At 74.4% G+C, this 26,147-nt stretch carries 27 protein-coding genes; 19 read left to right on the top strand and 8 right to left on the bottom strand.

Annotated features, from left to right (window positions below; genetic code table 11):
• Window positions 1-82 precede the first annotated feature (82 nt).
• Window positions 83-1,252, top strand: a complete 1,170-nt coding sequence (locus ACGF3J_RS26740; protein WP_161331954.1) for a thiolase family protein — start codon at window positions 83-85, stop codon at window positions 1,250-1,252.
• A 7-nt stretch (window positions 1,253-1,259) separates the two neighbouring features.
• Here ACGF3J_RS26740 and ACGF3J_RS26735 read toward each other — a convergent pair whose 3' ends face one another.
• On the bottom strand, window positions 1,260-2,048 hold the full coding sequence (locus ACGF3J_RS26735; protein WP_161331953.1) for a TVP38/TMEM64 family protein: 789 nt from the start codon (window positions 2,046-2,048) through the stop codon (window positions 1,260-1,262).
• A 388-nt stretch (window positions 2,049-2,436) separates the two neighbouring features.
• On the opposite strand from ACGF3J_RS26735, the gene tuf reads away from it, so the two are divergent.
• Window positions 2,437-3,606, top strand: a complete 1,170-nt coding sequence (tuf, locus tag ACGF3J_RS26730) for an elongation factor Tu (RefSeq protein ID WP_161331952.1) — start codon at window positions 2,437-2,439, stop codon at window positions 3,604-3,606.
• Window positions 3,607-3,702: 96 nt separating this feature from the next.
• A complete protein-coding gene (locus tag ACGF3J_RS26725; protein WP_161331951.1) occupies window positions 3,703-4,548 on the top strand; it encodes a fused MFS/spermidine synthase in 846 nt (281 codons plus the stop codon).
• A 7-nt stretch (window positions 4,549-4,555) separates the two neighbouring features.
• Here ACGF3J_RS26725 and ACGF3J_RS26720 read toward each other — a convergent pair whose 3' ends face one another.
• Window positions 4,556-5,575, bottom strand: a complete 1,020-nt coding sequence (locus ACGF3J_RS26720; RefSeq protein ID WP_161331950.1) for a hypothetical protein — start codon at window positions 5,573-5,575, stop codon at window positions 4,556-4,558.
• Between the two features lie 166 nt (window positions 5,576-5,741).
• Between ACGF3J_RS26720 and ACGF3J_RS26715 the strand changes: the two genes are divergently transcribed.
• Together ACGF3J_RS26715 and ACGF3J_RS26710 are read left to right on the top strand one after the other, a co-directional pair.
• Window positions 5,742-6,179, top strand: coding sequence for a DUF4442 domain-containing protein (locus ACGF3J_RS26715; protein ID WP_161331961.1), 438 nt, complete (start codon window positions 5,742-5,744; stop codon window positions 6,177-6,179).
• 82 nt (window positions 6,180-6,261) lie between these two features.
• Entirely contained in the window at window positions 6,262-6,885 is a 624-nt protein-coding gene (locus tag ACGF3J_RS26710) for a DedA family protein (protein ID WP_161331949.1), read from the top strand.
• A gap of 90 nt (window positions 6,886-6,975) precedes the next feature.
• On the opposite strand, the gene ACGF3J_RS26705 is transcribed toward ACGF3J_RS26710, so the two are convergent.
• Window positions 6,976-7,512 (bottom strand): gamma carbonic anhydrase family protein, encoded by a 537-nt coding sequence (locus ACGF3J_RS26705; protein ID WP_161331948.1) that lies wholly within the window; start codon window positions 7,510-7,512, stop codon window positions 6,976-6,978.
• A 107-nt stretch (window positions 7,513-7,619) separates the two neighbouring features.
• On the opposite strand from ACGF3J_RS26705, the gene ACGF3J_RS26700 reads away from it, so the two are divergent.
• Complete coding sequence (locus tag ACGF3J_RS26700; protein WP_161331960.1) at window positions 7,620-8,426, top strand: acyltransferase; 807 nt, start codon at window positions 7,620-7,622, stop codon at window positions 8,424-8,426.
• 147 nt (window positions 8,427-8,573) lie between these two features.
• Here ACGF3J_RS26700 and ACGF3J_RS26695 read toward each other — a convergent pair whose 3' ends face one another.
• A complete protein-coding gene (locus tag ACGF3J_RS26695; protein ID WP_161331947.1) occupies window positions 8,574-9,431 on the bottom strand; it encodes a DMT family transporter in 858 nt (285 codons plus the stop codon).
• Window positions 9,432-9,593: 162 nt separating this feature from the next.
• On the opposite strand from ACGF3J_RS26695, the gene ACGF3J_RS26690 reads away from it, so the two are divergent.
• Both ACGF3J_RS26690 and ACGF3J_RS26685 read left to right on the top strand, forming a co-directional pair.
• Entirely contained in the window at window positions 9,594-10,166 is a 573-nt protein-coding gene (locus tag ACGF3J_RS26690; RefSeq protein ID WP_161331946.1) for an XRE family transcriptional regulator, read from the top strand.
• 43 nt (window positions 10,167-10,209) lie between these two features.
• The gene (locus ACGF3J_RS26685; protein ID WP_393854959.1) at window positions 10,210-10,767 is read left to right on the top strand and encodes a YbaK/EbsC family protein; all 558 of its coding nucleotides are present in this window, start codon (window positions 10,210-10,212) and stop codon (window positions 10,765-10,767) included.
• A 3-nt stretch (window positions 10,768-10,770) separates the two neighbouring features.
• On the opposite strand, the gene ACGF3J_RS26680 is transcribed toward ACGF3J_RS26685, so the two are convergent.
• Window positions 10,771-11,805 (bottom strand): cation diffusion facilitator family transporter, encoded by a 1,035-nt coding sequence (locus ACGF3J_RS26680; protein ID WP_161331945.1) that lies wholly within the window; start codon window positions 11,803-11,805, stop codon window positions 10,771-10,773.
• Between the two features lie 77 nt (window positions 11,806-11,882).
• Between ACGF3J_RS26680 and ACGF3J_RS26675 the strand changes: the two genes are divergently transcribed.
• The gene (locus ACGF3J_RS26675; protein ID WP_161331944.1) at window positions 11,883-12,242 is read left to right on the top strand and encodes a metalloregulator ArsR/SmtB family transcription factor; all 360 of its coding nucleotides are present in this window, start codon (window positions 11,883-11,885) and stop codon (window positions 12,240-12,242) included.
• A 10-nt stretch (window positions 12,243-12,252) separates the two neighbouring features.
• On the opposite strand, the gene ACGF3J_RS26670 is transcribed toward ACGF3J_RS26675, so the two are convergent.
• Window positions 12,253-13,476, bottom strand: coding sequence for a 4-hydroxybenzoate 3-monooxygenase (locus ACGF3J_RS26670; RefSeq protein ID WP_161331943.1), 1,224 nt, complete (start codon window positions 13,474-13,476; stop codon window positions 12,253-12,255).
• 167 nt (window positions 13,477-13,643) lie between these two features.
• Between ACGF3J_RS26670 and ACGF3J_RS26665 the strand changes: the two genes are divergently transcribed.
• From ACGF3J_RS26665 to ACGF3J_RS26655, 3 genes are all read left to right on the top strand, one after another.
• On the top strand, window positions 13,644-15,083 hold the full coding sequence (locus ACGF3J_RS26665; protein ID WP_393854958.1) for a hypothetical protein: 1,440 nt from the start codon (window positions 13,644-13,646) through the stop codon (window positions 15,081-15,083).
• Window positions 15,084-15,165: 82 nt separating this feature from the next.
• On the top strand, window positions 15,166-16,446 hold the full coding sequence (locus ACGF3J_RS26660) for an AAA family ATPase (RefSeq protein ID WP_393854957.1): 1,281 nt from the start codon (window positions 15,166-15,168) through the stop codon (window positions 16,444-16,446).
• Window positions 16,443-17,735 carry a VWA-like domain-containing protein gene (locus tag ACGF3J_RS26655; protein ID WP_161329754.1) on the top strand — a complete coding sequence of 431 codons (1,293 nt, stop codon included), beginning with the start codon at window positions 16,443-16,445 and terminating at the stop codon, window positions 17,733-17,735. Before ACGF3J_RS26660 ends, ACGF3J_RS26655 begins: the two co-directional genes overlap by 4 nt.
• Before the next feature lie 8 nt (window positions 17,736-17,743).
• Here ACGF3J_RS26655 and ACGF3J_RS26650 read toward each other — a convergent pair whose 3' ends face one another.
• The gene (locus ACGF3J_RS26650; RefSeq protein WP_161329755.1) at window positions 17,744-18,151 is read right to left on the bottom strand and encodes a CoA-binding protein; all 408 of its coding nucleotides are present in this window, start codon (window positions 18,149-18,151) and stop codon (window positions 17,744-17,746) included.
• Between the two features lie 149 nt (window positions 18,152-18,300).
• On the opposite strand from ACGF3J_RS26650, the gene ACGF3J_RS26645 reads away from it, so the two are divergent.
• From ACGF3J_RS26645 to ACGF3J_RS26625, 5 genes are all read left to right on the top strand, one after another.
• Window positions 18,301-19,008 carry a hypothetical protein gene (locus ACGF3J_RS26645; protein ID WP_393854956.1) on the top strand — a complete coding sequence of 236 codons (708 nt, stop codon included), beginning with the start codon at window positions 18,301-18,303 and terminating at the stop codon, window positions 19,006-19,008.
• Window positions 19,005-19,547: a histidine phosphatase family protein gene (locus ACGF3J_RS26640; RefSeq protein WP_161331049.1), complete on the top strand. Its 543-nt coding sequence runs from the start codon at window positions 19,005-19,007 to the stop codon at window positions 19,545-19,547. The genes ACGF3J_RS26645 and ACGF3J_RS26640 overlap by 4 nt, the downstream gene beginning before the upstream one ends.
• A gap of 17 nt (window positions 19,548-19,564) precedes the next feature.
• Window positions 19,565-20,191, top strand: a complete 627-nt coding sequence (locus ACGF3J_RS26635; protein ID WP_161331050.1) for a YigZ family protein — start codon at window positions 19,565-19,567, stop codon at window positions 20,189-20,191.
• Window positions 20,192-20,337: 146 nt separating this feature from the next.
• Window positions 20,338-21,501, top strand: coding sequence for an exonuclease SbcCD subunit D (locus ACGF3J_RS26630; protein WP_161331051.1), 1,164 nt, complete (start codon window positions 20,338-20,340; stop codon window positions 21,499-21,501).
• Window positions 21,498-24,491 (top strand): AAA family ATPase, encoded by a 2,994-nt coding sequence (locus ACGF3J_RS26625; protein WP_393854955.1) that lies wholly within the window; start codon window positions 21,498-21,500, stop codon window positions 24,489-24,491. The genes ACGF3J_RS26630 and ACGF3J_RS26625 overlap by 4 nt, the downstream gene beginning before the upstream one ends.
• Window positions 24,492-24,506: 15 nt before the next feature.
• Here ACGF3J_RS26625 and ACGF3J_RS26620 read toward each other — a convergent pair whose 3' ends face one another.
• Window positions 24,507-24,953, bottom strand: coding sequence for an Lrp/AsnC family transcriptional regulator (locus tag ACGF3J_RS26620; RefSeq protein ID WP_161329895.1), 447 nt, complete (start codon window positions 24,951-24,953; stop codon window positions 24,507-24,509).
• Window positions 24,954-25,075: 122 nt separating this feature from the next.
• Between ACGF3J_RS26620 and ACGF3J_RS26615 the strand changes: the two genes are divergently transcribed.
• Window positions 25,076-25,552, top strand: a complete 477-nt coding sequence (locus ACGF3J_RS26615; RefSeq protein ID WP_161329896.1) for a rhodanese-like domain-containing protein — start codon at window positions 25,076-25,078, stop codon at window positions 25,550-25,552.
• A gap of 21 nt (window positions 25,553-25,573) precedes the next feature.
• A complete protein-coding gene (locus tag ACGF3J_RS26610; RefSeq protein WP_161329897.1) occupies window positions 25,574-26,092 on the top strand; it encodes an immunity 21 family protein in 519 nt (172 codons plus the stop codon).
• Window positions 26,093-26,147: the final 55 nt, after the last annotated feature.

The raw sequence follows: 26,147 nt of genomic DNA, 5'->3' as shown, positions 1-26,147 counted from the left end.
GTTTGTTTTTCCAACTCGCGAGGCTATGGTGAGTCCAGAATTCCTACTCACTGGTAGTCGCCGGCAGCCGGAGGCCCGCAGCATGCGTGAAGCAGTCGTCGTCGAAGCCGTACGCACCCCGATGGGCAAGGGCAGGCCGAACGGCGCCCTCGCCCACGTCCACCCCGTGGAACTCCTCGCGCACACGCTGCGCACCCTCGTCGAGCGGTCGGGCGTCGACCCGGCGCTGATCGACGACGTCATCGGCGGCACCGTCGACCAGGTCGGCGAGCAGGCCATGAACACCACCCGCTATGCCCTGCTGTCCGCCGGCTTCCCCGAGTCCGTGCCCGCGACCACCGTCGACCGGCAGTGCGGCTCCTCCCAGCAGGCCGTCCACTTCGCCGCGCAGGGCGTCATGGCCGGGGCGTACGACCTGGTCGTCGCCTGCGGGGTCGAGTCGATGAGCCGCGTCCCGATGTGGTCGAACGTGCCGGCCGGTGCCGACCCCTTCGGCCCCGGCGTCGCGGCCCGCTACCCGGACGGACTCGTCCCGCAGGGCATCAGCGCCGAACTGATCGCCGCCAAGTGGTCGCTCTCCCGGGAGCGGATGGACGCCTTCGCCGTCTCCTCGCACCGGAAGGCCGCCGCGGCCTGGGAGTCGGGGCGCTTCGACGCCGAGATCGCGCCCCTGGACGGTGTCTCGCGCGACGAGTGCGTACGCCCCGCGAGCAGCGTGGAGGTCCTCGCCGGTCTCCGGTCCGCCTACCACGACCCGGCCTTCGCCGAGCGCTTCCCGCAGATCGAGTGGAACGTCACCGCGGGCAACGCCAGCCCAGTCAACGACGGCGCCTCGGCCGTGCTGATCACCTCGGCCGAGACCGCCGCACGCCTCGGCCTGCGCCCCCTCGCCCGCCTGCACAGCTTCGCCGTCACCGGCTCCGACCCGCTGCTGATGCTGACGGGCGTGATCCCCGCCACCGAGAAGGTGCTGCGGCGGGCGTCGCTCTCCCTGGGTGACATCGACCTGTTCGAGGTCAACGAGGCGTTCGCGAGCGTGGTGCTGGCCTGGCAGCAGGAGACCGGCGCCGACCTCGACAAGGTCAACGTGCACGGCGGGGCCATCGCGCTGGGCCACCCCCTCGGCGCCAGCGGCACCCGCCTGACCACCACCCTCGTCCACGCCCTCAGGGAGCGCGGGGCGCGCTACGGACTCCAGACCATGTGCGAGGCGGGCGGGCTCGCCAACGCCATGATCCTGGAGGCCCTGTAACGCGCCGTCAGTGCCCGCGCAGCCGGTGCCGCTTGCGCCAGGCCACCGCCGCGCCCGCAAGCCCCGGCAGCGCGATGCAGGCCAGCGCGATCAGGAAGGCCGGAGACGTCGGCGTCGAGGCGCGGGCCCCGGCGACGACGTAGGCGGCGGTGTTGGGGATGGAACCCAGTCCCGTCGCCAGGAGAAAGGGGAGCAGGCCCATGCGGGACACCGCCGCGCAGTAGTTGGCCGCGGCGAACGGCACCCCGGGGAACAGCCGGGCCGCCAGCATCGAGCGGAACCCGTGCCGGCTCAGCTGCCCGTCCGCGGCCTTCAGCCACTTGCCCCGCAACAGCGGACGCAGCGCCTCCTGGCCCAGCACCCGGCCCAGGCAGAAGGCGATCCCGGCCCCGAGCACCGTCCCCGCCAGCGCCGAGGCGAGGCCGAGCTGCGAGCCGAACAGCGCACCCGCGGCCAGGTTCAGCAGCGGACGCGGCACGAAGGCGACGGTGCACAGCCCGTACGCCACCGCGTAGGCGACGGCCGCCGCGGCTCCGCCGAGCTGGGGCGGCCAGCCGTCGGTGAGCAACTGCTGCGGCTGGAAGAGCAGGACCGTGGTCGCGGCCGAGGCCAGCAGGGCGACGAGCAGGGAGAGCCGGGACCACGGGGAGAGCAGGACTCTGGTCACGCGGGCGGCGAACCCGGTCGGTGGGGCCGGTGGGAGCGGCCCGCCGGCGGTGGCGACGGCGAGTTCCGTTGCGGCGGTCCGGGGAGTGACCGTGGCGGTGCCCCCAGAGCGGGTGGTGGCATCGAGCATCCGGTGACACTAACCGACAAATGTGTGTGATCGCCGTATGGAGCGTCTCACCAGCGTCACAGCCGAGTGAATCCCCGCCCCGCACCCTGCCGGTTCCGCCCTGCTCACCACGCCGTTGGACGCGCCGACGTTCTCTCTGTAACCGCTCGCAAAAACCATTCGACGTGGAACAGGGCGTCGGCGAGGATCTGCCTCATGTTCCGGTACGCCTTCCACCTCGCAGCATCCGCCGTCGCGGATGCGCCGAAGGCTGCCGTCCTCTTCTTCCCGGCCGCCGCCGACGGCGCCCGAAGCTGACCCTCCCCGGACACTCCGGCGGACCCCCCAGGGGGAGGGTCGGCCGGACACCGGGGTCCCCACCACCGCCACGAGGCTTCGAGGTACCGCCATGTCCAAGACGGCGTACGTCCGCACCAAACCGCATCTGAACATCGGCACGATGGGCCATGTCGACCACGGCAAGACCACCCTGACCGCCGCCATCACCAAGGTCCTCGCCGAGCGCGGCGCCGGCACGTTCGTGCCGTTCGACCGCATCGACCGGGCCCCGGAGGAGGCCGCGCGCGGCATCACCATCAACATCGCGCACGTCGAGTACGAGACCGACACCCGGCACTACGCGCACGTCGACATGCCCGGCCACGCCGACTACGTCAAGAACATGGTCACCGGCGCCGCCCAGCTGGACGGGGCGATCCTCGTCGTGTCCGCGCTGGACGGGATCATGCCGCAGACCGCCGAACACGTCCTGCTCGCCCGGCAGGTGGGCGTCGACCACATCGTGGTCGCGCTCAACAAGGCCGACGCCGGGGACGAGGAGTTGACCGACCTCGTCGAACTGGAGGTCCGCGAGCTGCTCACCGCGCACGGCTACGGCGGCGACTCCGTGCCCGTCGTGCGGGTCTCGGGACTGAAGGCCCTGGAGGGCGACCCCCGGTGGACCGCGTCCGTCGAGGCGCTGCTCGACGCCGTGGACACCTACGTGCCCATGCCGGAGCGGTACCTGGACGCGCCGTTCCTGCTGTCGGTGGAGAACGTGCTCACCATCACCGGCCGCGGCACGGTCGTCACCGGCGCGGTCGAGCGCGGCACGGTCCGCGTCGGCGACCGGGTCGAGGTGCTGGGGGCGTCCGTCGAGACGGTGGTCACCGGCCTCGAGACCTTCGGCAAGCCGATGGAGGAGGCCCAGGCCGGGGACAACGTCGCGCTGCTGCTGCGGGGTGTCGGCCGCGACGCCGTGCGCCGGGGGCACGTGGTCGCCGCGCCCGGCAGCGTCGTGCCCGCGCGGCGCTTCTCGGCGCGGGTGTACGTGTTGTCGGCGCGGGAGGGAGGGCGTTCGACACCCGTCGCCACGGGGTACCGGCCGCAGTTCTACATTCGTACGGCGGATGTCGTCGGAGACGTGGATCTCGGAGAGCCGGCGGTTGCGCGGCCCGGGGACACGGTCACGATGACCGTGGAGCTGGGGCGGGATGTGCCGTTGGAGACCGGGCTCGGGTTCGCCATCCGTGAGGGTGGGAGGACCGTGGGGGCGGGAACCGTGACGGCCGTCGGGTGAGTGCCCCTTGATGTGGGTGGGGGCTGCGGGGCCGTCGTGGCTGGTCGCGCAGTCCCCCGCGCCCCTGTCGGCGATGTCCGACCGCACAATGGAGGAGTGAACCAAGCCATCCCCGTCAGCCGCGTCACCGACCACGGCACCGCCAAGCTCATGCCCGACGTCGACCGGCGGCGGGCCTGGCTGCTCACCGTGGACGGGGCGCCGCAGTCCTACGTCGACCTGGACGAGCCGGCGCACCTGGAGTTCGAGTACACGCGCCGGCTCGGCCACGTCCTGGACACCGTCGCCGAGCCGGGCCGCGCGCTGGACGTGCTGCACCTCGGCGGCGGCGCGTTCACCCTGCCGCGGTACCTGGCCGCGACCCGGCCGGGCTCGCGCCAGGACGTCGTGGAGGCGGACCGGGGGCTGCTGGACCTGGTCGCCGAGCACCTGCCGCTGCCGGACGGTGCGGACATCACCGCGCACGGCGCCGACGCCCGCGCCTGGCTGGCCGACGCCCCCGCGGACTCGGCCGACGTGCTGGTCGCCGACGTCTTCGGGGGCTCACGCGTGCCGGCGCAGCTGACCTCCGTCGAGTACGCCCGCGAGGCGGCACGGGTCCTGCGCGCCGACGGCGTGTACGTGGCCAACCTCGCCGACGGGGCGCCGTTCGGCTTCCTGCGCGGCCAGCTGGCCGGCTTCGCCACGCTCTTCGAGGAACTGGCGCTGATCGCCGAACCGGGGGTGCTGCGCGGGCGCCGGTTCGGCAACGCGGTCCTCGTCGCGGCGGACCGGCCCCTGGACATCCCGGCGCTGGCCCGGCGCACCGCCGCCGACGCCTTCCCGGCCAGGGTCGAACACGGGGCGGCCCTGCGGGACTTCATCGGCGGCGCGCGGCCGGTGCGGGACGCGGACGCCGTACCGTCGCCCGAGCCTCCCGCCGGGGCGTTCGGCATCGGCTGAGCGGCGCCTACGACTCGGTCGGCGGTTCCTCGGTGAGCCGCACCGTGCTGAGGATCTTCTGGATCGTCGCCTCCGGGACCTCCTCGTCGACGCCCTTGGCGCCGTACAGGTTCCAGGTGACGAAATCGCCCGCGCTGTTCTTGAACGCGAAGGTGATCGCCTTGCCCTCGGTGTCGCACTTGCCCTTCTGGGGCGTGCCCTGCGAGTAGGCGGTGATGACGCTGCCCTTGATGCCGGACGTGGTGGTGTAGGCCTTCGGCTTGCCGTACTTCACGCTCTTCTTGTCCGGCTGCGTGTACCCGCCGTAGATCCACCACGGCACTCGCGTCTCGGCCGCCTGGTCGGTGTTCGTGGCGCCGCTCTCACCACGGGTACCGGTGGTCGCGAGGGAGGTGCTCTCCTTGCGGCCGTCCTTGTTCTCGTCCGTCGTGCACCACTCGGACTTGAGGTAGGCGGGGGCGGTGACCGTCGTGCGGTCGGTCTTGCCCTTCTCCTCCCACTCGAAGCCGACGCTGGTGTCCTTGCTGTCGATCTCCCAGTCGGCGGGCACGTCGAACATGGTGCCGAAGCGCGGGTTGGCGACGACCTTCCAGCCGTCGACGGTCGCCTCCAGCCCGTCGCCGCCGCGCGGGTTGTCGTCGGAGCCGGACGCGCTCGGATCCGTGGACGGGGTCTCGGACTTGTCCGCGGACGCGCTCGCGGACGGCTTCTTGTCCTTGCCGTCGTCCGCCTGGTCGTCCTTGTCACCGCCGAGCACCAGGAACCCGGTGACACCGGCGGCCACCACCACGGCGAGGGCCGCGACGATCGCGACCAGCTTCGTCCGGTTCCCGCCACCGCCACCGCCCGGAGCGGGCTGCGGCGCCCCTGCGGGCTGCGGCGCCCCCCACTGCTGTTGCCCGTACTGGCCGGGCTGCTGCTGGTACCCCGGCTGCTGGTAGGGATTCGGCTGTTGGTACCCCGGCTGCTGGTACGGATTGTTCTGCGGGTTCTGCTCGCCCCCGGGCGGCTGCTGTCCTGGCCACATGAGCAGTCACCCTAATGCCGCCCAGGACACGATTCGGTCACCGGGCCTTGTCAGGGACGTACCAGAAGTGAGGAGCTCCCGTGATGGGTCGCGCGGAGGTCACCCGTGCCGGGCCTGGCCCTTCGATGCTACTCATGGGTAACCTGCCTCCATGAGCGCAGATCAGATGTCGATCGGCGAGTTGCTCGCCGCCACGGTGCCGATGGTCAGGACCCTGAACCTCGAGTACCTGGAGACCACTCCGGAGAAGGCCGTCCTGGCCCTCCCGGACCAGGCCGAGTACCGCAATCACGTGGGCGGACCGCACGCCGGGGCCATGTTCACCCTGGGCGAGTCGGCCAGCGGCGCGATCGTGCTGGCCGCCTTCGGGGACCAGCTCTCCCGGGCCGTACCGCTGCCGGTCACCGCCGAGATCGCGTTCAAGAAGATCGCGCTCGGCCCGGTCACCGCCACCGCGACGCTCGGCCGCCCCGCCGCCGACGTCGTCGCCGAGCTGGACGCCGGGAGCCGCCCCGAGTTCCCGGTCAGCGTCGCCATCCGGCGCGAGGACGGCGCGGTGACCGGTGAGATGACCGTCATATGGACCCTGCGTCCCAACAGCTGACCTCCCGCGAACCGGTAGGCTTCCCGGGTGCGCCTTCGCCGAGGCGCACCCGGGAACAGGTACGCGAAGCGGAGGATGCGCGTTGCACGTCCAGGAGTGGCTCGACACGGTGCCCGCGGTGGCCGTGTACGCCGTCGTCGGACTGGTCATCGGTCTGGAGAGCCTGGGCATTCCGTTGCCCGGTGAGATCATCCTGGTGTCCGCGGCCCTGCTGTCGTCGCAGCACGGCGGCATCGACCCGCTGGTCCTCGGCGCCTGTGCCAGTGCGGGCGCGGTGATCGGCGACTCCATCGGGTACGCCATCGGCCGCAGGGGCGGCCGGCCCCTGCTGACGTGGCTGGGTCGCAAGTTCCCCAAGCACTTCAGCGAGGGCCACATCGCCACCGCCGAGCGGTCCTTCCAGAAGTGGGGCATGTGGGCCGTGTTCTTCGGCCGCTTCGTCGCCCTGCTGCGCATCTTCGCGGGCCCGCTGGCCGGTGTGCTGCGGATGCCGTACTGGAAGTTCCTGATCGCCAACGTCCTCGGCGGCATCGTCTGGGCGGGCGGCACCACCGCCGTCATCTACTACGTCGGAATCGTCGCGGAGTCCTGGCTGAAGCGCTTCTCGTGGCTGGGCCTGGTGCTGGCGGTCGTCATCGGCGTGACCTCCATGCTGGTCCTGAAGAAGAAGGCAAAGAGCGCTCAGCCTCTTTCCGCCGCCGAGTAGAAGCGCGCCCCGAAGGGGCGCCGGGCTGTGACATCGTGCGGCTCCGCCGCGGGGCGCGACCCCAGCCATCACCAACCCGCACCCGGCCTCCTAGAGATCCTCCCCCAACGCCCCCCGATGCTCCCCGGCCAGCGCCGCGTACATCGTGCCGTTCAGCGTCACCCCGGCCCGCTCCTCCTCCGTCAGCTCCCGCCTGACCTTCGCCGGCACCCCCGCGACCAGCGAGCCCGGCGGCACCCGCATCCCCTGCGGCACCAGCGCCTGGGCCGCGACCAGCGAACCCGCGCCGATCACCGCGCCGTTGAGGACCGTGGCACCCATGCCGATCAGGCAGTCGTCCTCGACGGTCGCGCCGTGCACCACGGCGTTGTGCCCGATGGAGACCCGCTCGCCGACCATTACGGGGAAACCGGGGTCGGCGTGCAGCGTGCAGTTGTCCTGGACGTTGCTGTCCGCACCCACCGAGATCCGCTCGACGTCGCCGCGCAGCACCGCGCCGTACCAGACGCTCGCCCCGGCGTGCAGCGTCACGTCCCCGATGACCGAGGACGTCGGCGCCACGAAGGCCCCCGCGTCCACCATGGGCTCCTTGCCGGCGATGCCCGTGATCAGCGCCTTCTGCGTCATCTCCGCCTCCTGTTCGGGTGATGTACGGCACCGTACGCCACCCGGTGGGGTGAAGATCACAGCACTCCGCGGTCATGGCCGCACCGCCCGCCGACTACCGTGAGCGGGTGCCCAAGCGCAAGAACACGTTCTCGTCCTGGCGGAGCCGCCTGGCGCAGCGGGCCGTCCACGCGGGCTGGGCCTGGGTGCAGCGCACCGGGTCCGTCACCGCCGCACACCCCGGACGGTTCCGCTTCGGCGCCATGGGTACGGGCACCCGGCTCGCGTTCCCGCTCGGCACGGTCTTCGGCGAGCCCTGGATCCACGTCGGCGCCCACTGCATCATCGGCGAGCAGGTCACGCTGACCGCCGGGCTCATGCCCGACCTCGACCTCGGTCCCGAGCCGATCCTGCGCATCGGCGACGGGGTCGTCCTCGGCCGCGGCAGCCACGTCATCGCCGACACCACCGTCACCATCGGCAGCGACTGCTACTTCGGCCCGTACGTCTACGTCACCTCCACCAACCACTCCTACGACGATCCGCACCAGCCCATCGGCAAGCAGTGGCCCCGGATGGACCCGGTCGAGATCGGCCCCGGCTGCTGGATCGGCACCGGCGCGGTGATCCTGCCCGGCGCGCGGATCGGGCGGAACGTGGTCGTGGCCGCCGGCGCCGTGGTGCGGGGCACCGTCCCCGACCACTCCGTGGTGGCGGGCGCGCCCGCCAAGGTCGTACGACGCTGGACCCCCGCCGAGGGCTGGCAGCCGCCGCTGCGGACCCCGGCCCCGGTGCCGATCCCCGACGGGGTCACGCCGGGGCAGCTGCGGGAGTTGTCGGGGCTGGACGGCGAGGCGCTGGCCAGGCTGGCGGAGTTGGGCGACGACCTGCCGGAGGCGACGGGCAGGCTCGCGGAACCGGCCGCCGAGAGCTGAGAGTTCGCCGCGCGCCGTGCCGCGGGGTGTCGTGGGGATCAGGCCGGGTCGGGGCGACCGTGCCTCGCGACCGACGGCAACGCGGCAGATGTGAGTGCCGGGCCCCACCACCCCGGCAAGATCCGCACCACACCCGCCGGGACCGGGTCAGCCCGTGGCCAGCAGCAGGGTGCCCACCAGGGCGAGGCCCGCGCCCGCCGCCTGCACGGCGCGCAGGCGTTCGCTGAGGAACCCGCGCGCGGCCAGCGCGGTCACCACCGGATACAGGGAGGCCAGCACCGCCGCCACCGTCACCGGGCCGTGCTGCGCGGCGATCGAGTACGTGCCGTTGGCCGCGACGTCGGCGAGCCCCACGAAGCCCAGCGCCGGCAGCGAGCCCCACGGGAAGCCCTCCGGCGGCAGCGCGGGGGCGCCGCGCCGGACGGACACCCACAGGGCCAGTCCGCCGGCGGCGACGTTGGTGACGCGCTGGACGAACAGGGCGAGGAAGAGGCCGGTGAGCGTGGTCGACGCCTCCGCGATCAGGGCCATCACGGCGCCGAACCCGAAGGCCGCGACGAGGGTGAGGGCGACCGTCCGCCGCTGGACCGGCGCACCGCGCAACTGCGGACCGCCGGCGAGCACCACGCCCGCGACGGCGACCAGGATCCCGGCGAACTGGGGCAGCCCGGGGCGCTCGCCGAGGGCGAGGCCCACGCCCACCGGCACGGCCACACCGAGCGAGCCCAGGGGCGAGACGACGCCCATCGGGCCCAGGGCGAGCGCCTTGTAGAAGGCGAGCATCGCCACCGGGCCGACCAGACCGGCGGCGACCGCGAACCAGAGGTGTGCGGACGCCTCGCTCCAGGCGCCGGTCGCTGCCACGATCGTGCCGAGGACGACGACCGCGACCGACTGGGAGACGACGACCACCGTGAGGGCGGGCGTGCGCCGGGTCAGTACCCCGCCGCCGAAGTCGGCCATGCCCCACAGGAGGCTGGTGGCCAGGGCGAACAGCGCTGTCATGATCCGGTCGCCTCGCAGTACAGTTCGGTGAACCTTCGGGTGCAGCAGACCATAGTTCACTGGACTGCACTGCGTCATCCAAAATAATGCACGAAGCGGTGCGCGAAACGGTTCACGGACCTGCACGGACCTGCACGGACTCAAGAAGGCAATGGACGGAACGTGGCGGACCTCGACCTGCTGACCCAGTCCCTGGCGCGCAACGTCAAGCGCTGGCGCACCGAGCGCGGCTTCACCCTGGAGGCACTGGCCGCCCGCGCGGGCGTCAGCCGCGGCATGCTCATCCAGATCGAGCAGGCCCGCACCAACCCCAGCCTGGGCACCGTCGTCAAGATCGGCGACGCGCTCGGCATCAGCATCACCACCCTGCTGGACTGGGAGCAGGGCCCCAAGGTCCGCGTCGTCCCCGCCGAACAGGCGGTACGCCTCTGGCACACCGACGCCGGCAGCTTCAGCAGGCTGCTCGCCGGGGTGGAGGCGCCCGGGCCGCTCGAGATGTGGGAGTGGCGGCTGATGCCGGGGGAGACCAGTCCCTCCGACCCGCACCCCACGGGCACGGTCGAGATGGTGCACGTCACGGCCGGGGAACTGACGCTCACCGTCGACGGGGCGGCGCACAGCGTCCCGGCCGGCGCCAGCGCCTCCTTCGAGTCCGACACCCCGCACACGTACGGCAACGAGGGCGCGGAGCCGATGGAGATGATCATGGCGGTGTCGGTGCCGCCCGTCCGCTGAGACGGCCGTCCCGCTCACCGGTCGCCGTTGTTACCGTGCGGCCATGCACGCACCCATCGGGAACTTCGACAGCGCCACGCCCGCACCGGACTGCCTAGACGAGCTGACCCGCCCGGTCGCCGACGCCGTACGCCACTGGCGCGGCGGCGTCCCCGCCGAGCAGATCGTCTACGTCGACACCGACCCGGAATGGGCCGACACCGCCACCTTCGTCGAGCACTACGGCCGTGACCTGCTCGAACGCTCCGCGAACTGCGTGGTGGTCACCGGCAAGCGGGCCGGTGGCAACACGCTCGCCGCCTGCCTGGTCCTCTCCACCACCCGCGTCGACGTCAACGGCGTCGTCTGCCGTCACCTCGGCGCGCGCAAGGCGTCCTTCGCCCCGATGGACACCGCGACCGGCGAGACCGGCATGGAGTACGGCGGCATCACCCCGGTCGGCCTGCCCGGCGACTGGCCCCTGCTGGTGGACTCGGCCGTTGTCGACCTGCCCTACGTCCTCGTAGGCAGCGGGCGCCGGCGCGGGAAGCTGCTGGTGCCCGGCAAGGCGTTCGCCGAACTGCCGGGCGCCGTCGTCCTGGAGGGGCTGGGCGTCGCCTGACCGTCAACCCGGTGCGTGGTGGGCCAGCGCCAGATGCGGGTCCGCCTCGCCCGGCAGCGGTGCCGGGTCGGCGTGAACCAGCGCGGCGGTGAGCCGCGGCACGGCGTGCAGCAGGGCGTGCTCGGCCTCGACGGCGATGCCGTGGGCCCGGCGGACGGTCGCCTCGCCGTCCACGACCAGGGCGACCTCGGCGCGCAGCCGGTGCCCGACCCAGCGCAGCCGCAGCTCACCCACCCCGCGCACGCCGGGTACCTCGCGCAGTACCTGTTCCGCCCGGTCCACCAGCGCCGGATCGACGGCGTCCATCAGCCGCCGGAACACCTCGCGCGCCGCGTCCCGCAGGACCAGCGCGATCGCGGCCGTGATCGCCAGCCCCACCAGCGGGTCGGCGAGCCGCCATCCCAGTGCGGCGCCGCCGGCGCCCAGCAGCACGGCCAGTGACGTGTAGCCGTCCGTCCGCGCGTGCAGCCCGTCGGCGACCAGCGCCGCCGAGCCGATCTCCCGGCCCACCCGGATCCGATACCGGGCCACCCACTCGTTGCCCGCGAAACCGGCCAGCGCGGCCGCCGCGACCGCCGGGACGTGCGTGACCGGGCGGGGGTCGAGCAGCCGGTCCACCGCCGTCCAGGCCGCGAGGACCGCGGAGGCGGCGATCGTCAGGACGATCACGATGCCGGCCAGGTCCTCCGCCCGCCCGTAGCCGTAGGTGAAGCGCCGGGTCGCCGCGCGGCGGCCCAGGACGAAGGCGATGCCGAGCGGTACGGCGGTCAGGGCGTCGGCGGTGTTGTGCACCGTGTCGCCGAGCAGTGCCACCGACCCGGAGGCCGCCACCACGGCCGCCTGGACGAGCGCCGTGGCGCCGAGCACCGCCAGCGACACCCACAGCGCGCGCAGCCCGCGGGACGAGGACTCCAGGGCGGAGTCCACCTTGGCGGCGCTCTCGTGGGAGTGCGGGGTCAGCCGGTGGGTGAGACGGTGCCATCTGCCCGCCGGGGGACGGCGGCCGTCGTGGGGGTGATGCCGGTGCGGGTCGCTCACGGGATGCCCCTTCCGGTGGTCCGGGTGGTCCGGTGCCGTGGGTGGACGCGTGGCGCCCACGGCGCCATTATGTGCGTATGAGCGCACGCATGCACCTGTCATCCGCGGACGATGCGCACCCGCGCACACCGGGCGAGGAGCAGTTCGCGCTCGCCGCCGAACTCCTCGCCCTGCTCGGCGACCGCACCCGCCTGACCCTGCTGCACGCCCTGACCGACGGCGAGGCCGACGTCACCACCCTCACGGAGGTGTGCGAAGCGGCCCGGCCCGCGGTCAGCCAGCATCTGGCCCGGCTGCGGCTCGCGGGACTGGTGAGCACCCGCAAGGAGGGGCGCCGGGTCGTGTACACGCTGCGGGACGGGCATCTGCGCCGCCTGGTGGACGAGGCGCTGAACGTCGCCGACCACCGGCTCGGCGACCGGCCGCTGCACGACTGAGACGGCAGCCTCAGCCGCCGGTCCGCACGCCCAGGTAGCGCTCGGCGAACTCCGTCGCCGCGACCGGCGAGTCGAACAGGCGGCGCAGCCTCGCCAGCGCCGCACCCGCGCGGTACGGGTCGCCCGACGCCGTGCCGTGGTACACCTCCGACAGCCACTGGGAGAACTCCTGGTAGTCCCAGGCCCGGGCTAGGCACGCCCCCGCGTACCCGGACAGCCCGGCGTCGTCGCCCTTGGTGAAGTGCGCGGCCAGCCCGTCGCCGAGCAGGAACGCGTCGTGCAGGGCGAGGTTCAGTCCCTTGGCGGCTATGGGCGCGGTCAGGTGCGCCGCGTCCCCGGCCAGGAAGAGCCGGCCGAAGACCACGGGTTCGACGACGTAGCTGTGCATGTCCAGGACGCGCCGCTCGATCAGCCGCCCCTCCCGCAGTGGCGGTGCGCCGGCCGCCCCCAGGCGCTCCCGCAGCTCGGTCCAGACCCGGTCGTGCGACCAGCCCTCCGGGTCGTCCCCCGGCGGGCACTGGAGGTAGTAGCGGGTCACCTCGGCGCTGCGCGGCATGTGGCCGGCGAAACCGCGCGGATGCATGCCGAACACGACGCAGTCCGAGGACGGCGGCGCCTCGGCGAGCAGCGCCAGCCAGCCGACGCCGTAGTCGTGCCGGGCGAGCCGGGCCCGCTCCGGGGGCAGCGCCGCCCGCGTCACCCCGCGAGCCCCGTCGCAGCCCGCCACGAAGTCCGCCTGCACGTGGCGGCGTTCACCGGAGTCGGGGCACACGTACGACACCGACGGACGGTCGGACTCCGGCTCGTGCAGGCGTACGTCCCGGACACCGAACCGGATCTCCCCGCCGCGCACGTCCGCGTACTCGCGCACCAGGTCCGTCACCAGGAACTGCTGCGGATAGACGAAGTGGTGCTGCCCCGTCAGTCCGGTGTACTCGAACCGGTACCGCTCACCGGCGAACCGGAACTCGCACTCGGTGTGCGTCTGCGCCCGTTCCAACAGGGTCCGCGCCAGCCCCCGCCGCTCCAGCCCGCGTACGGCCCACTCCTCGATGACCCCCGCGCGCGGCCGCCGTTCGACGAACTCACGGGTCTCGGTCTCCAGGACCAGACAGTCGACGCCCGCGGCGCGCAGGATGGCGCCGACGGTGAGCCCGGCAGGTCCGGCGCCCACGACGACGACCGGAATACGCTGCGCGGGAGCTGAGCCGGAGTGGGGGGAAGGTGCGGTCACGCGCACATTATGTGGGCGCCCGGACGTCCTCGGGAACGGCCGTGCGGCCTTCGTCCCGGGGTGCCGGAAAATCCCTGGCCGCCGGGTCCTGCGGTGGCTATGCTCCCGGCGATGACTACTCCTCCTCCAGGCAGATTGGGGGACCCGTCCGCGCAAGGTGAGTGCTGATGCCCACTCACCTCGCGAACGGAGCCTCCGACTCCCGCCTCTCCTTCTGGCGGCGCGTGCGTGAGTACGCCGTGCCGCCCGCCATGATCGAGACCGCGACCGTCCGTCGCCGTGCCGGGGACTGGGCCGGCGCGTGCGCCGCCGCGGCCTTCGACGTCGACCTCGACCTGCGGTCCGCGGCCCGTGTCCACGGCCACGAACTCGCCACCCGTGTCCGGGCCGACCTGCGCCGTCTGGCCCCCGACCTGCTGCGCTGGCACATGCCGAGAATCGCTCCGGACGGACTGCTGCGCCCCGGCCTGACGTGCACCCTGGCCCGGTACGACGGGACGGGCCGCGACGGCGCCGGTGCGGTGCACCTCGTGGTTCGGACCCCGCCCGCCTGGGCGGCGGGCGGCCAGCGGATCAGCCTGGCCCTGTGGGACGGCCACGCCCCGGGTGCCGGCGCCGCACGGCACCCGCACCCCCGGCCCCGCCGCCGGTTCCGGCTCGACCTGCATCGCCATCTGTGGGACGTGCGCCGGGCCGGTGAGCTGCGGGGCCGGTCGGGTGCCGACCTGCCGCCCGGTGCCGGCCCGCCCTGTCCGCTGGGCCCGCCGGGGGCGACGGAGCCGCCGATGCGTCCCTGCGCCGCCGACCGGTGGGCGGACGAGGCGGACCTCCTGCTGCGCGCCGAGGGACGGACACCGGTCGGCACGGGTACCGGCGCCCGTGGCGTCGTCGTGCGCATCGGTGCCGGGCGGTGGCTCGTCCTGGAGCCGGACCCGGAGGCGGTGGCCGACGGCGACGGTGCTCCCGCCCTGCGGATCGGCGCGGCGCCCGCACGCGGCGACGGCCTGTCCGCACTGCCGGTACTGCCCGACGCGGCGACCTGGGTGCCTCCCGACCTGGAACTCGTGCGCGCCGGTGCGATCGGGGCCGGCCGCCTGCATCCACTGGTCGCCTCCGCGCTGTTCCCGGACCACGGGCCGGCCCTCCCACCCCCGCCCACGGCGCCCACGGCGGGACCCCGCGTCGTGGACTGCCGGGGCGCCCGGCACCGGCTCGGCCTGGTCGAGGGGGTGCTCGCGGCACTGGACCACGACCCGGCCGAGATCCGCCGGGAAGAACTGCTGGCCGCGCTGACCGGAACCCCGCTGCCCTGCCTCCAGGTCATCGACGAGGCGCACCGCCGCCCGGAGTGCCTCCCCGACATCCGTGAACGCCTGGACCACGGCGACACCGCTGGTGCCCTCGCGGTCGTGGAGAACCTCCTCGGCCCCGGCGCACGCCTGCGCGCGGGTGCCCTGCGGGACGAACTGGAGGCCGCCGCCGAACGGCGGATCGCCCACGGCATGTTCCGCGCGGGCCTCGACGAACCCGCCGCCGGGCGCGTCGGCCCGCACCGTGAAGGTGCCCGCGAAGGCCGGTTCCGCCCGCGCCAGGCCACCTTCGGCTGACCATGCCGGGCCGCCCCTTCACGCGGGCGGCAGGCGCCCCGCCCACCTCCACCGACGATCCTCGACCCTCAGGTGATGACACATGACGACATACGCCCCCCTGTCCTCCGTCCCACCCCTCGACGCCTCGCCCTCGCAGCTCGACGTCGCCGGGGAACTGCTGACCCTCCTGCGTGACGCGACCACCGAGCCGAGGCCCGACACCCAGCTGGAGTCCCTCACCCTGGCCGTGGCCGCCGACCTGCCCGTGCTGCTCTGGGGAGAGCCGGGGATAGGCAAGACCGCCGCCCTCACCCAGCTCGCCGCCGCCCTGGACCTCCCGCTGACCACCGTGATCGCCAGCGTGCACGAGCCGTCCGACTTCTCCGGACTGCCCGTCGTCGGCGACGACCCCGCGGAACAGGGTGTTCCCATGGCCCCGCCGGACTGGGCGGTGCGCCTGGTACGGACCGGGCGGGGACTGCTCTTCCTCGACGAGCTGTCCACCGCGCCGCCCGCCGTCCAGGCCGCACTGCTCCGCCTCGTCCTCGAACGGCGGATCGGTGCCCTGCGGCTACCGCCCGGGGTGCGGATCGTGGCCGCCGCCAACCCGCGGTCCTCGGCGGCCGACGGCTGGGAGCTGAGCCCTCCGCTGGCCAACCGGTTCGTCCATCTCCAGTGGACCCACGACCACGACGTCGTCGTCCGCGGACTCGGCGGGACCTGGCCCCGGGCGACGCTGCCGAGCCTGGCCCCCGGCCAACTGGCCGGGGCCGTGCGCCACGCCCGCCGCGCGGTGTGCGAGTTCCTCACGGCCCGCCCCGGCCTCGTGCACCGGCTGCCCAGCGGCGAGACCCGCAGGGGCGGGGCCTGGCCGTCGCCGCGGAGCTGGGAGATGACCCTGTGCCTGATCGCCTTCGCGACCGCCGCCGGCTCCTCCAGGGAGGTCCTCTCTCTGCTCGTGCGGGGCACCGTGGGAGACGGCCCCGGGCTGGAGCTGATGGCGTTCGTGGACCGCATGGACCTCCCGGACCCGGAGACGCTGCTCGCCGACCCCGCCGGGGCTCCGCTGCCCGAACGGGGCGATCTGCGGCAGGCCGTGCTCGACGGCGTGGTGGCCGCCGTACGCATGCGACCGTCCAAGTCCCGCTGGGACGCGGCATGGGCGCTGCTGGCCCGGGCGATGGAGACCGGCGCCCCCGACGTCGTGGTCGTCCCGGCGACCACCCTCGCCTCGCTGCGACAGCAGGACTGGGACGTGCCGGCATCCATCGACCGGCTCGCCGGAGCCATGTCCCTGTCCCGCCGCGCCGACCAGGCGGCGGACCGTGCGGCGGACCGCGGGGCGGGGCGGACCGCGGGCGGCACGGAGGCGGGCCGATGAACACGGGCCCCACGGATGACGCCGTGCTGCCCGCGGCCGGCCGCCCCCGGATCGAGCTGGACCTCGACAAGCTCTTCGCCGCCCGGCTGCAAGCGGCGCGGGCGCGTCCCTACCTGGCGACCGCGTTGTTCGCGCTGCACGTCGTCCCCTCGCGCCGGGTGCCGACGATGGCCGTCGACCGGTACTGGCGGTGCTACGCCTCGCCGGTCTTCGTGGACCGGACGCCCGTGGAGGAACTGGCCGGCGTCTGGGTGCACGAGGTGTCGCACCTGCTCCGCGACCACCATGGGCGCAGCGACCGGGTCGCGCGCGAGCGCGGACTGAACGGTCCGGCGGAACGGCTGCGGATGAACATCGCCGCCGACTGCGAGATCAACGACGACGTGTTCGGCGACGGCCTGGTCCGTCCCGAGGGCGCGGTCCAGCCGTGGCTGCTGCGACTGCCCGCCGGGCAGCTCATGGAGGACTACCTGCGCCAGTTCCGGCTCGGGCGGCTCACCGAGAGCCTGGCCTGGCTGGACTGCGGCAGCGGCGCCGACGGCCTCGAACGGGAGTGGGACCTCGGGCCGGACGGCGCGGACGGGCTCAGTGAACAGGAACGGGACGCGGTCCGCTTCCGGGTGGCCCGTGGCATCAACGCCCGGCCGGGCCGCGCGCCGAAGGGGTGGCGGCGGTGGGCGGAGGAAGTCTTCCATCCGCCGCAGCCCTGGCGGCAGTTGCTGGGGGCGGCGGTCCGCTCGGCGACGTCCTCGGGCGGTGCGGGCGAGGACTACACGTACGGCCGGCCGTCGCGGCGCTCGGCCGGCACGCCCGGCGTGGTGCTGCCGAGCCTGCGGCGCCGACCGCCGCGGGTCGCCGTGGTCGTCGACACCTCCGGGTCGGTCAGCGACGCCGAACTCGGCAGTGCGCTCCTGGAGGTTGCCGCGATCGCCCGCGCCGTCGGAGGCCGTCGCGACCTGGTCGGCGTGGTGCCCTGCGACGCGGCGGCCCGGGTCGCGTACACCCTGTGCCGGGCCGAGGGGATCCCGCTGGTCGGCGGCGGCGGCACGGACCTGCGCACGGGCTTCGCCAAGGCATTGCGGGCGCGTCCCGCGCCGGACGCGGTCGTCGTCCTGACCGACGGCCAGACGCCCTGGCCGGACACGCGCCCGCCGTGCCGGACGGTGGTCGGCCTGTTCCCCCGGGAGCGGACGCCGGTGGACGAGGACAATCCCGAGTACGTCCCGGACGCGCCGCCCGACTGGGCGCACGTGGTGGTCATCGAGTCGGGCGGGGGCGGGGGACGCTGATCCCGGCGTCAGCCCAGTCGGGGGATCTCGATGGCCGGGCAGCGGTCCATGACCATCTCCAGACCCGCGGACCGGGTCCGTTCGTACGCCGCCTCGTCGATCACGCCCAGCTGGAACCAGACCGCCCGGGCGCCCTTCGCGACCGCCTCGTCGGCGACCGGGCCGGCCAGGTCGCCGTTGACGAAGACGTCGACGACGTCCACGTCGAAGGGGATGTCGGCGAGGGAGGCGTACCCCTGCTCGCCGTGCACCGTCTCCGCCTTGGGATGCACGGGCACGACGCGCTTGCCGAAGCGCTGAAGCACCTCGGCCACGCCGTACGCCGCGCGCTGCCGGTTGGACGAGAGGCCCACCACGGCCCAGGTGTCTCCCAGCTCGGTGAGGATCTTGCGGACTGCTGCCTCGTCGCCGTACACCGGTGGCCTCCTTCGGCTCCTGGGTGACCCGCGTGTCGCGTCTCCCGGTCCGGTCAACGGAGCGCGGGGAGCCAAGATTCCCCGCGCGGCACGGGAGCGGCGCGCGCGTCCCCTGTGCGTCACCGCGTCACCCCGCCTACGCTCACCCCGTGCTGCGCATCATCGACGCCCGGACCGCAGAGCCCACCCCCGCCGCCCCCGCCCGACGGGCGCCGACGCGCGTCGTGGCGCACGCGGCGGAGGGAGACGCGACCACGCTGCGCGTGCTGCTCGTCGCCGACCTCCTGGTCCGCGCCCTGGAACTCGCCGGCACGCCCGCGTGGGCACTGCTGACCGCCGCGCGAGAGCCCGGCGGGCTGCGGGAGCGGGCGGCGGCCCTGGGCATCCGGCCCTTCGAGGACGGCGGCGCCGGACCGGACACCGGCCAGAGCGTGCACGTGCGGCGCGAGGGCGGAACCGTCCCGGACGGCGTCACCGTCGCCGTCGCCGCCGTGCACCCGGCCGCACCCGACCTCACCGACCCGGACGCCGTGCGTCTCGCCCTGCTGGAACGGCACCACCACGCGCGCGTGGAGCTGGACGCGACCGCCCTGGACGAGGCCCGCGACACCCTCGCGCGCCTGCGGAGCGCGGTCGCCGCCTGGGCGCGGCAGCCTTCGCGCCCCGTACCGGCCGAGGTGCGCGACCGGTTGCGGGCCGCCTGGGAGGACGACCTGGACGCGCCCGGGGTGCTGCGTGTCCTGCGCGGCGTGGAGACCGACCCGGACCTGCCCGACGGAGCCCGCTTCGAGATCTGCGCCTACGCCGACCGCTTCCTCGGCCTCCACCTCACCCGCGACCTCGGAGCCCCCGCGTGATCGCGCGCCCCGGCTCCGGCCCGCTGCGCCGCCTGGTGGTCCTGCGGCACGCCAAGTCGGCCCGCCCGGAGGGCGTCGCCGACCACGACCGCCCGCTCGCCCGGCGCGGACTGCGCGACGCCACGGCCGCCGGACGCGCCCTCGCGGAGCACGACTGGCTGCCCGACCTCGCCCTGTGCTCCACCGCCGTACGCGCCCGGCAGACCTGGGAACTGGCCTCCGGGCAGTGGGGCACGCCCCCGCCGGTGCGTCACGTCCCGCGCCTGTACGCGGCGGGCGTACCGGACCTCCTCGACGTCGTGCGCGAGGCGCCCGCCGACGTCGAGACGCTGCTCCTGGTCGGCCACAACCCCGGCCTGGAGGACCTCATCGGCACCCTGGCCGGCGACGCCCTCGACGACGCGCTGGACCGGGTCCGGGCCAAGTACCCCACGTCGGCGGTGGCCGTACTGGACTGGCACGGCACCACCTGGCGGGCGCTCGCCCCCGGAGCGGCCCTGCTCACCGCGACGGCGGTGCCGAGGGGCGGGCGGCAGTGAGCGCATAGGCTGGCCGCATGCAGGACGAGTACCGCACGGTCGCCCGCGCGGGTGTGCACGAGACCGAGATCAACCGCTCCCGCTTCCTGTGCGCCCTCGCCCCCGCCGCCACCGAGGAGGAGGCCCAGGCGTTCGTCGCGGGCGTACGCAAGGAGCACGCCGACGCCAGTCACAACTGCTGGGCGTACGTCATCGGCGCCGACGCCGCCGTCCAGAAGGCGAGCGACGACGGCGAGCCCGGTGGCACGGCCGGCGTCCCGATGCTCCAGATGCTGCTGCGCCGCGACATGCGGTACGTCGTCGCCGTCGTCACGCGCTACTACGGCGGCGTCAAGCTCGGCGCTGGCGGACTCATCCGCGCCTACGGAGGCGCGGTCGGCGAGGCGCTGGACGACCTCGGCACCCTCACCCGGCGCCGGTTCCGGCTGGCCACCGTGACCGTCGACCACCAGCGGGCCGGGCGGCTCCAGAACGACCTGCGTGCGGCGGGCCACACGGTGCGCGACGTGCGCTACGCCGAGGCGGTGACCATCGAGGTCGGCCTGCCCGAGACCGACGTGGAGACCTTCCGCTCCTGGCTCGCGAACGCCACCGTCGGGTCGGCCGGGTTCGAACTGGGCGGCGAGGCGTACGGGGACGCGTGACGGCGGCTGAGAACCCGGGCCGACCAACGACTGGGGTTCGTGGTGGATCAGGGGCCGGCGGGCGTTAGCGTGGTGGGTGCCGGTGGCGGGAGTCGTGCCGGGTTATGGGGCGGAGTGAGGCGAAACATGCGGGCCGGGGCGATTCTGTGAGAATTCTGCACACTTCCGACTGGCATCTCGGCCGTGCGTTCCACCGGGTGAACATGCTCGACGCCCAGGAGGCGTTCATCGGTCACCTCGTCGAGACCGTGCGCGAGCATGCCGTCGACGTCGTGGTGGTGTCGGGGGACGTGTACGACCGCGCGGTGCCGCCGCTCGCCGCCGTCGAGCTGTTCGACGACGCCCTGCACCGCCTCGCCGGGCTCGGCGTGCCCACCGTGATGATCTCCGGAAACCACGACTCGGCCCGTCGCCTGGGCGTCGGCGCCGGACTCATCGACCGCGCGGGCATCCACCTGCGCACCGACCCGGCCGGCTGCGGCACCCCGGTGGTGCTGCCGGACGCCCACGGGGATGTCGCCTTCTACGGCCTGCCGTACCTCGAACCAGCCCTGGTGAAGGCGGAGTTCGGAGTGGAGAAGGCGGGTCACGAGGCGGTGCTCGCCGCCGCCATGGACCGGGTGCGGGCCGACCTCGCCACGCGCGCGACGGGGACCCGTTCGGTCGTCCTCGCGCACGCCTTCGTCACCGGCGGCGAGCAGAGCGACAGCGAGCGGGACATCACCGTCGGCGGGGTCGCCGCCGTCCCCTCCGGTGTCTTCGACGGCGTCGACTACGTGGCCCTCGGCCACCTGCACGGCTGCCAGACCATCGGCGAGCGGGTCCGCTACTCCGGCTCCCCGCTGCCGTACTCCTTCTCCGAGCACCGGCACCGCAAGAGCGTGTGGCTCGTCGACCTGGACGCGGCCGGGACCGTCACCGCCGAGCGGGTCGACTGCCCGGTGCCGCGCGCGCTGGCCCGGCTCCGCGGCACCCTGGAGGAGCTGCTCGCCGACCCCGGGCTCACCCCGCACGAAGAGGCGTGGGTGGAGGCGACCCTCACCGACCCGGTCCGCCCGGACGATCCCATGGCCCGGCTCACCGAGCGCTTCCCGCACACCCTCAGCCTCGTCTTCGACCCCGAGCGCGCTCCCGAAGAACCGGGCGTGTCCTACGCCCGGCGCCTCGCCGACCGCAGTGACCAGCAGATCGCCGAGGACTTCGTGGCCCATGTGCGCGGCGCCGGACCCGACGACCACGAGCAGGCCGTACTGCGGGACGCCTTCGACGCGGTGCGCGCCGACGAGACCGTGCGGGAGGTGGCCCGGTGAGGCTGCACCGGCTGGACATCACCGCCTTCGGCCCCTTCGGCGGCGCCCAGAGCGTCGACTTCGACGACCTGTCCGCGGCCGGCCTCTTCCTGCTGCACGGGCCCACCGGCGCGGGCAAGACGTCCGTCCTCGACGCCGTCTGCTACGCGCTGTACGGCTCCGTGCCCGGGGCCCGGCAGAGCGGCCAGGGCATGACCCTGCGCAGCGACCACGCGGCGACCGGCACCCGCACCGAGGTCCGGCTCGAACTCACCGTCGCCGGACGGCGCCTCGAGATCACCCGGCAGCCGCCCTGGCAGCGGCCGAAGCTGCGCGGCAAGGGCACCACCGTCGACAAGGCCCAGACCTGGCTGCGCGAGTACGACGCGACCGCCGGGGCCTGGAAGGACCTGAGCCGCTCCCACCAGGAGATCGGTGAGGAGGTCACGCAGCTGCTCGGCATGAGCCGCGAGCAGTTCTGCCAGGTCGTGCTGTTGCCCCAGGGTGACTTCGCGCGCTTCCTGCGCGCCGACGCGGAGGCCCGCGGCAAGCTGCTCGGCCGCCTCTTCGACACCCGGCGCTTCGCCGAGGTCGAGCAGCGCCTCGCCGAACGGCGCCGGACGACCGAGGCCCGGGTGCGGGACGGCGACGCCGCTCTCCTGGCCGACGCCCACCGGATGCAGCAGGCGGCCGGCGACGCCATGGAACTGCCGGAACTGGCGCCGGGCGAGCCGGGCCTGGCCGAGACCGTCCTCGGCGCCGCCGCCGTCGCCCGCTCCACGGCCCGCGAACTGCTGACCGTCGCCGACTGCCGCCTCACCACCGCCGAGTCCGCACACGCCGCCGCCGACCGCGCCCTCGCCGACGCACGGGAACTGGACCGCTTGCAGCGCCGGTTCGCCCAGGCACGGGAGCGGGCCGAGCGGCTGGCGGAGCGCGCCGAGGCCCACCGGGCCGCGCAGCGGCGCATGGAGCGGTCCCGCAAGGCCGAAGCGGTCGCACCCGCACTGGAGCTGCGGGACGCCGCGGACGCCGAACACGGGCGGGCGTCGGCCGCGGAGGCACGCGCGCGTGCCCAGCTGCCGGAGGCCCTCGCCGACGCCGGTGCCGCCGGGCTGGCCGCCGCCGCCCGCCGGGCCGCCGAGGAACTGGGCGGCCTGGAGTCGGCCCGCCGGGCCGAACGGCGCCTCGCCGAACTGGTCGAGGAGCGGGCCGTACTGGACCGTCAGGAACGCGCCGACGACGACGTCCGGCAAGAGGCGGAGACCTGGCTCGCCGACTGGGAGGCCACCCGCACCGGACTCCAGGCACGGGTCGACGACGCCCGGGAGGCCGCGACCCGCGCCGAACAGCTCGCCGTACAACGCGAACCCGCGCGGCGGCGGCTGAACGCCGCCCGGCAGCGTGACGGGTTCGCCGCCGACACGGACGAGGCCCAGCGCCGGGCACTCGCGTCGGCCGAGGACGCCGTCACGGCCCGCGCCCACTGGCTCGACCTCAAGGAGCAGCGGCTGAGCGGCATCGCCGCCGAACTCGCCGCCGGTCTCACCGACGGGACGCCCTGCGCGGTCTGCGGCGCCACCGAACACCCCGCCCCCGCCCGGCGGATCGACGGCCACGTCGACCGCGCGGCGGAGGAGCGGGCCCTCACCGCCTACCAGCACGCCGACGAGCGCCGCGCGGACGCCGAACGGCGCCTGGGCACCGTACGCGAGGCGCTGGCCGCCGCCACGGCCGAGGCCGGGGACGCGCCCACCGCACGGCTGGCCGAGGAGGCCGAGGAACTGGAGCGCGAGTACGAGCGGGTGCGCGCGGCCGGTTCCCGGCTGCACGCGGCCCAGGAGGAGCTGCGCCGCGCGGGGGACGAACGCGAGCAGCGCGTCGCCGCCCAGCAGCAGGCCGCCCTACGGTCCGCCTCCCGGGTCGCGGGCCGCGAGCGGCTCGAGAGCGAACGGGCCGCGCTGGAGCAGGAGCTGACCCGGGCCCGCGGCACCGCCGGGAGCGTGACGGCGCGGGCCGCCCAACTGGAGCACCGGGCCGCCCTGCTCACCGACGCCGCCGACACCGCCCGCGCCGCGGAAGAGGCCGCGCAGCGGCTCAAGGACGCCGACGCGCGTCTCGCCGACGCCGCTTTCCGGGCCGGCTTCGACACCCCGGCGGACGCCGCCGCCGCGCTGCTCGACGACGACGCCCACCGCGAGCTGCAGCGTCGGCTCGACGCCCGGGACGCGGAGGAGACCGCCGTCCGCGCGGTCCTCGCCGAGCCCGACACCGCCGACGCGGCCCGACGCCCGCAGGCCGACCCCGCCGCGGCCGAACGCGCCGCCGTCGACGCGGGCCGGCGCCTGCGCGAGGCGTCCTCCGCCCACGACGCCGCCGCCCGGCGCTGCGCGGAGCTGGACCGGCTGTCCGCGCGGGCCACCGACTCGGTGCGCCGGCTCGGCCCGGTGCGCGAGGAGCACACCCGCGTCGCCCGCCTGGCCGGCCTCGCCGCGGGCACCTCCGCGGACAACGACCGCCGGATGCGCCTGGAGTCCTACGTCCTGGCCGCCCGCCTCGAACAGGTCGCCGCGGCCGCGACCGCGCGGCTCACCCGCATGTCCGCCGGCCGCTACACCCTGGTCCACTCCGACGATCGCACCGGCCGCGGCCGCAGCGGCCTCGGTCTGCACGTCGTCGACGCCTGGACCGGCCGGGAGCGCGACACGGCCACGCTCTCCGGCGGCGAGACGTTCTTCGCCTCGCTGGCCCTCGCGCTCGGCCTCGCCGACGTCGTCACGGACGAGGCCGGCGGCGTCCGCCTGGACACCCTCTTCATCGACGAGGGCTTCGGCAGCCTCGACGACCAGACCCTCGACGAGGTCCTCGACGTCCTCGACTCCCTGCGCGAACGGGACCGCAGCGTCGGCATCGTCAGCCACGTCGCCGACCTGCGGCGCCGGGTCCACGCCCAACTGGAGGTCGTGAAGGGGCGGTCGGGGTCCGCGCTGCGCCAACGGGGCACCGGCTGAACGGCCTTGGCGGCCTCAGCGGCCCAACGGGCGGCGGGGGAGCGGCGAGGAGTACACGACGCTCGTCGTGACCGACCCCAGGGCGCTGATCCGGCCGGACACCTCTTCCAGGTGCCGCATCGAACGGGCCGCCACCTTGATGACGAAGCAGTCGTCGCCCGTGACGTGGTGCGCCTCCAGGATCTCGGGCGTGACCGCGACCAGGTCGTGGAACGGCTTGTAGTTGGCGACCGGATAGCGCAGCCGCACGAAGGCCAGGATAGGCAGCCCCAGCCGCTCGGGGTCGACGACCGCCGCGTACCCCTGGATGATCCCGGACTCCTCCAGCCGCCGCACCCGCTCGGTCACCGCGCTCGCGGACATCGACACGGCACGGGCCAGCTCGGCGAAACCGGCCCGCCCGTTGCGCTGCAGCGCGTCGAGGATGAGCCAGTCGGTGGCGTCCGGTGAATACTCGGTCATGGGGGATGGATAGCAGGGAATCCCCGGTGCATCAAGCGAAGAGCCGGGGAATCGCCGTTCAGGTTCCCGGTTGCCGGCCGTAGATTTCTGAACCGGAAGACCCGTCGAGGAGAGGCCGGACCATGAGCGTCACCACCGTCAACCCCGTCCTGCGCGTCGCCCCCGCGCCGCCCGCCGAGGCCGCCGCGTACTTCCGGGCGAGCCTCGCCTTCCACACCGACGTCTCCGACGTCGCCGCCGCGATGGCGGCCGACGGCGGCCCCGGATTCACGCTGGTGGACTGCCGGTCCACCGAGTCCTGGGACCAGGGCCACGTACCCGGCGCCGTCCACCTGCCCACCGCGCGCGTCGCCGAACAGGCCGGGCGCCTCCTCGACCCCGCCGTGCCGGTGGTGACGTACTGCTGGGGACCCGCCTGCGACGGCGCCACCCGCGCGGCCCTCGCCCTCGCCGAACTCGGCTACCCCGTCAAGGAGATGCGCGGCGGCTTCGAGTACTGGGTGCGCGAGGGCTTCGCCTACGAGACCCGGCAGGGCACCGAACGCCCGGCCGCCGACCCCCTGACCGTCCCGGTGGACGCGGACGACTGCGGCTGCTGACCGGCGTGTAGGTTCTGCCGCATGGTGCGATACGCGGAGCCGGGCGCGGTGGAGTGGGTCGAGTCGGGCGGGGGTCCGCTCATAGCGGTTCCGGAGACGGTCCTGCCGTTCTGGACCGGTGCCGACGGCGAGGACGCGGACTCCGACTACGACCGGGCCTGCGAGGTCGACGGCTACGTCGGACTCCTCCCGGTCGGCGACTCCACCGCCCTGGTGCTGGGCGACGAACCCGCCTCGACCGCCTATCTGCCCGAGCACGGGACCTTCGTCCGCTGGTGCGCCGCCGACTCCGAGGACGAGGTGCTGGCCGGGGTGCCCGCCGCCCTCGACACGGCCGAGTGGGAGGCCGAGGTGGCCTGGCGCGTGCCGGGACCGGTGGTCCTGTTCGACGCCGCCTGGCCCGGCGCCGCGTCGGAGCGCGCGGGGCGCGTGCGGGTCGCGCTCGACCCGGGCCGGTACGCGGTGCGCGCGGCCGAGGCGCGCCCGGGCGCGGAGACCTGGCTGAGCCTGGTCCAGCTGCGGCGGCTCGCCGAAGGGTAGCCACCTGAGGCTGCCTGGTGCGGTGGGGGCCGGTGCTGCTGTTCGACGCCGCCGG

The sequence above is a fragment of the Streptomyces sp. NPDC048171 genome, assembly GCF_043202655.1.
Taxonomy (GTDB): domain Bacteria; phylum Actinomycetota; class Actinomycetes; order Streptomycetales; family Streptomycetaceae; genus Streptomyces.
The sequence above is the reverse complement of the archived record's forward strand: the minus strand, read 5'-3'. Positions and strand labels throughout refer to the sequence as shown.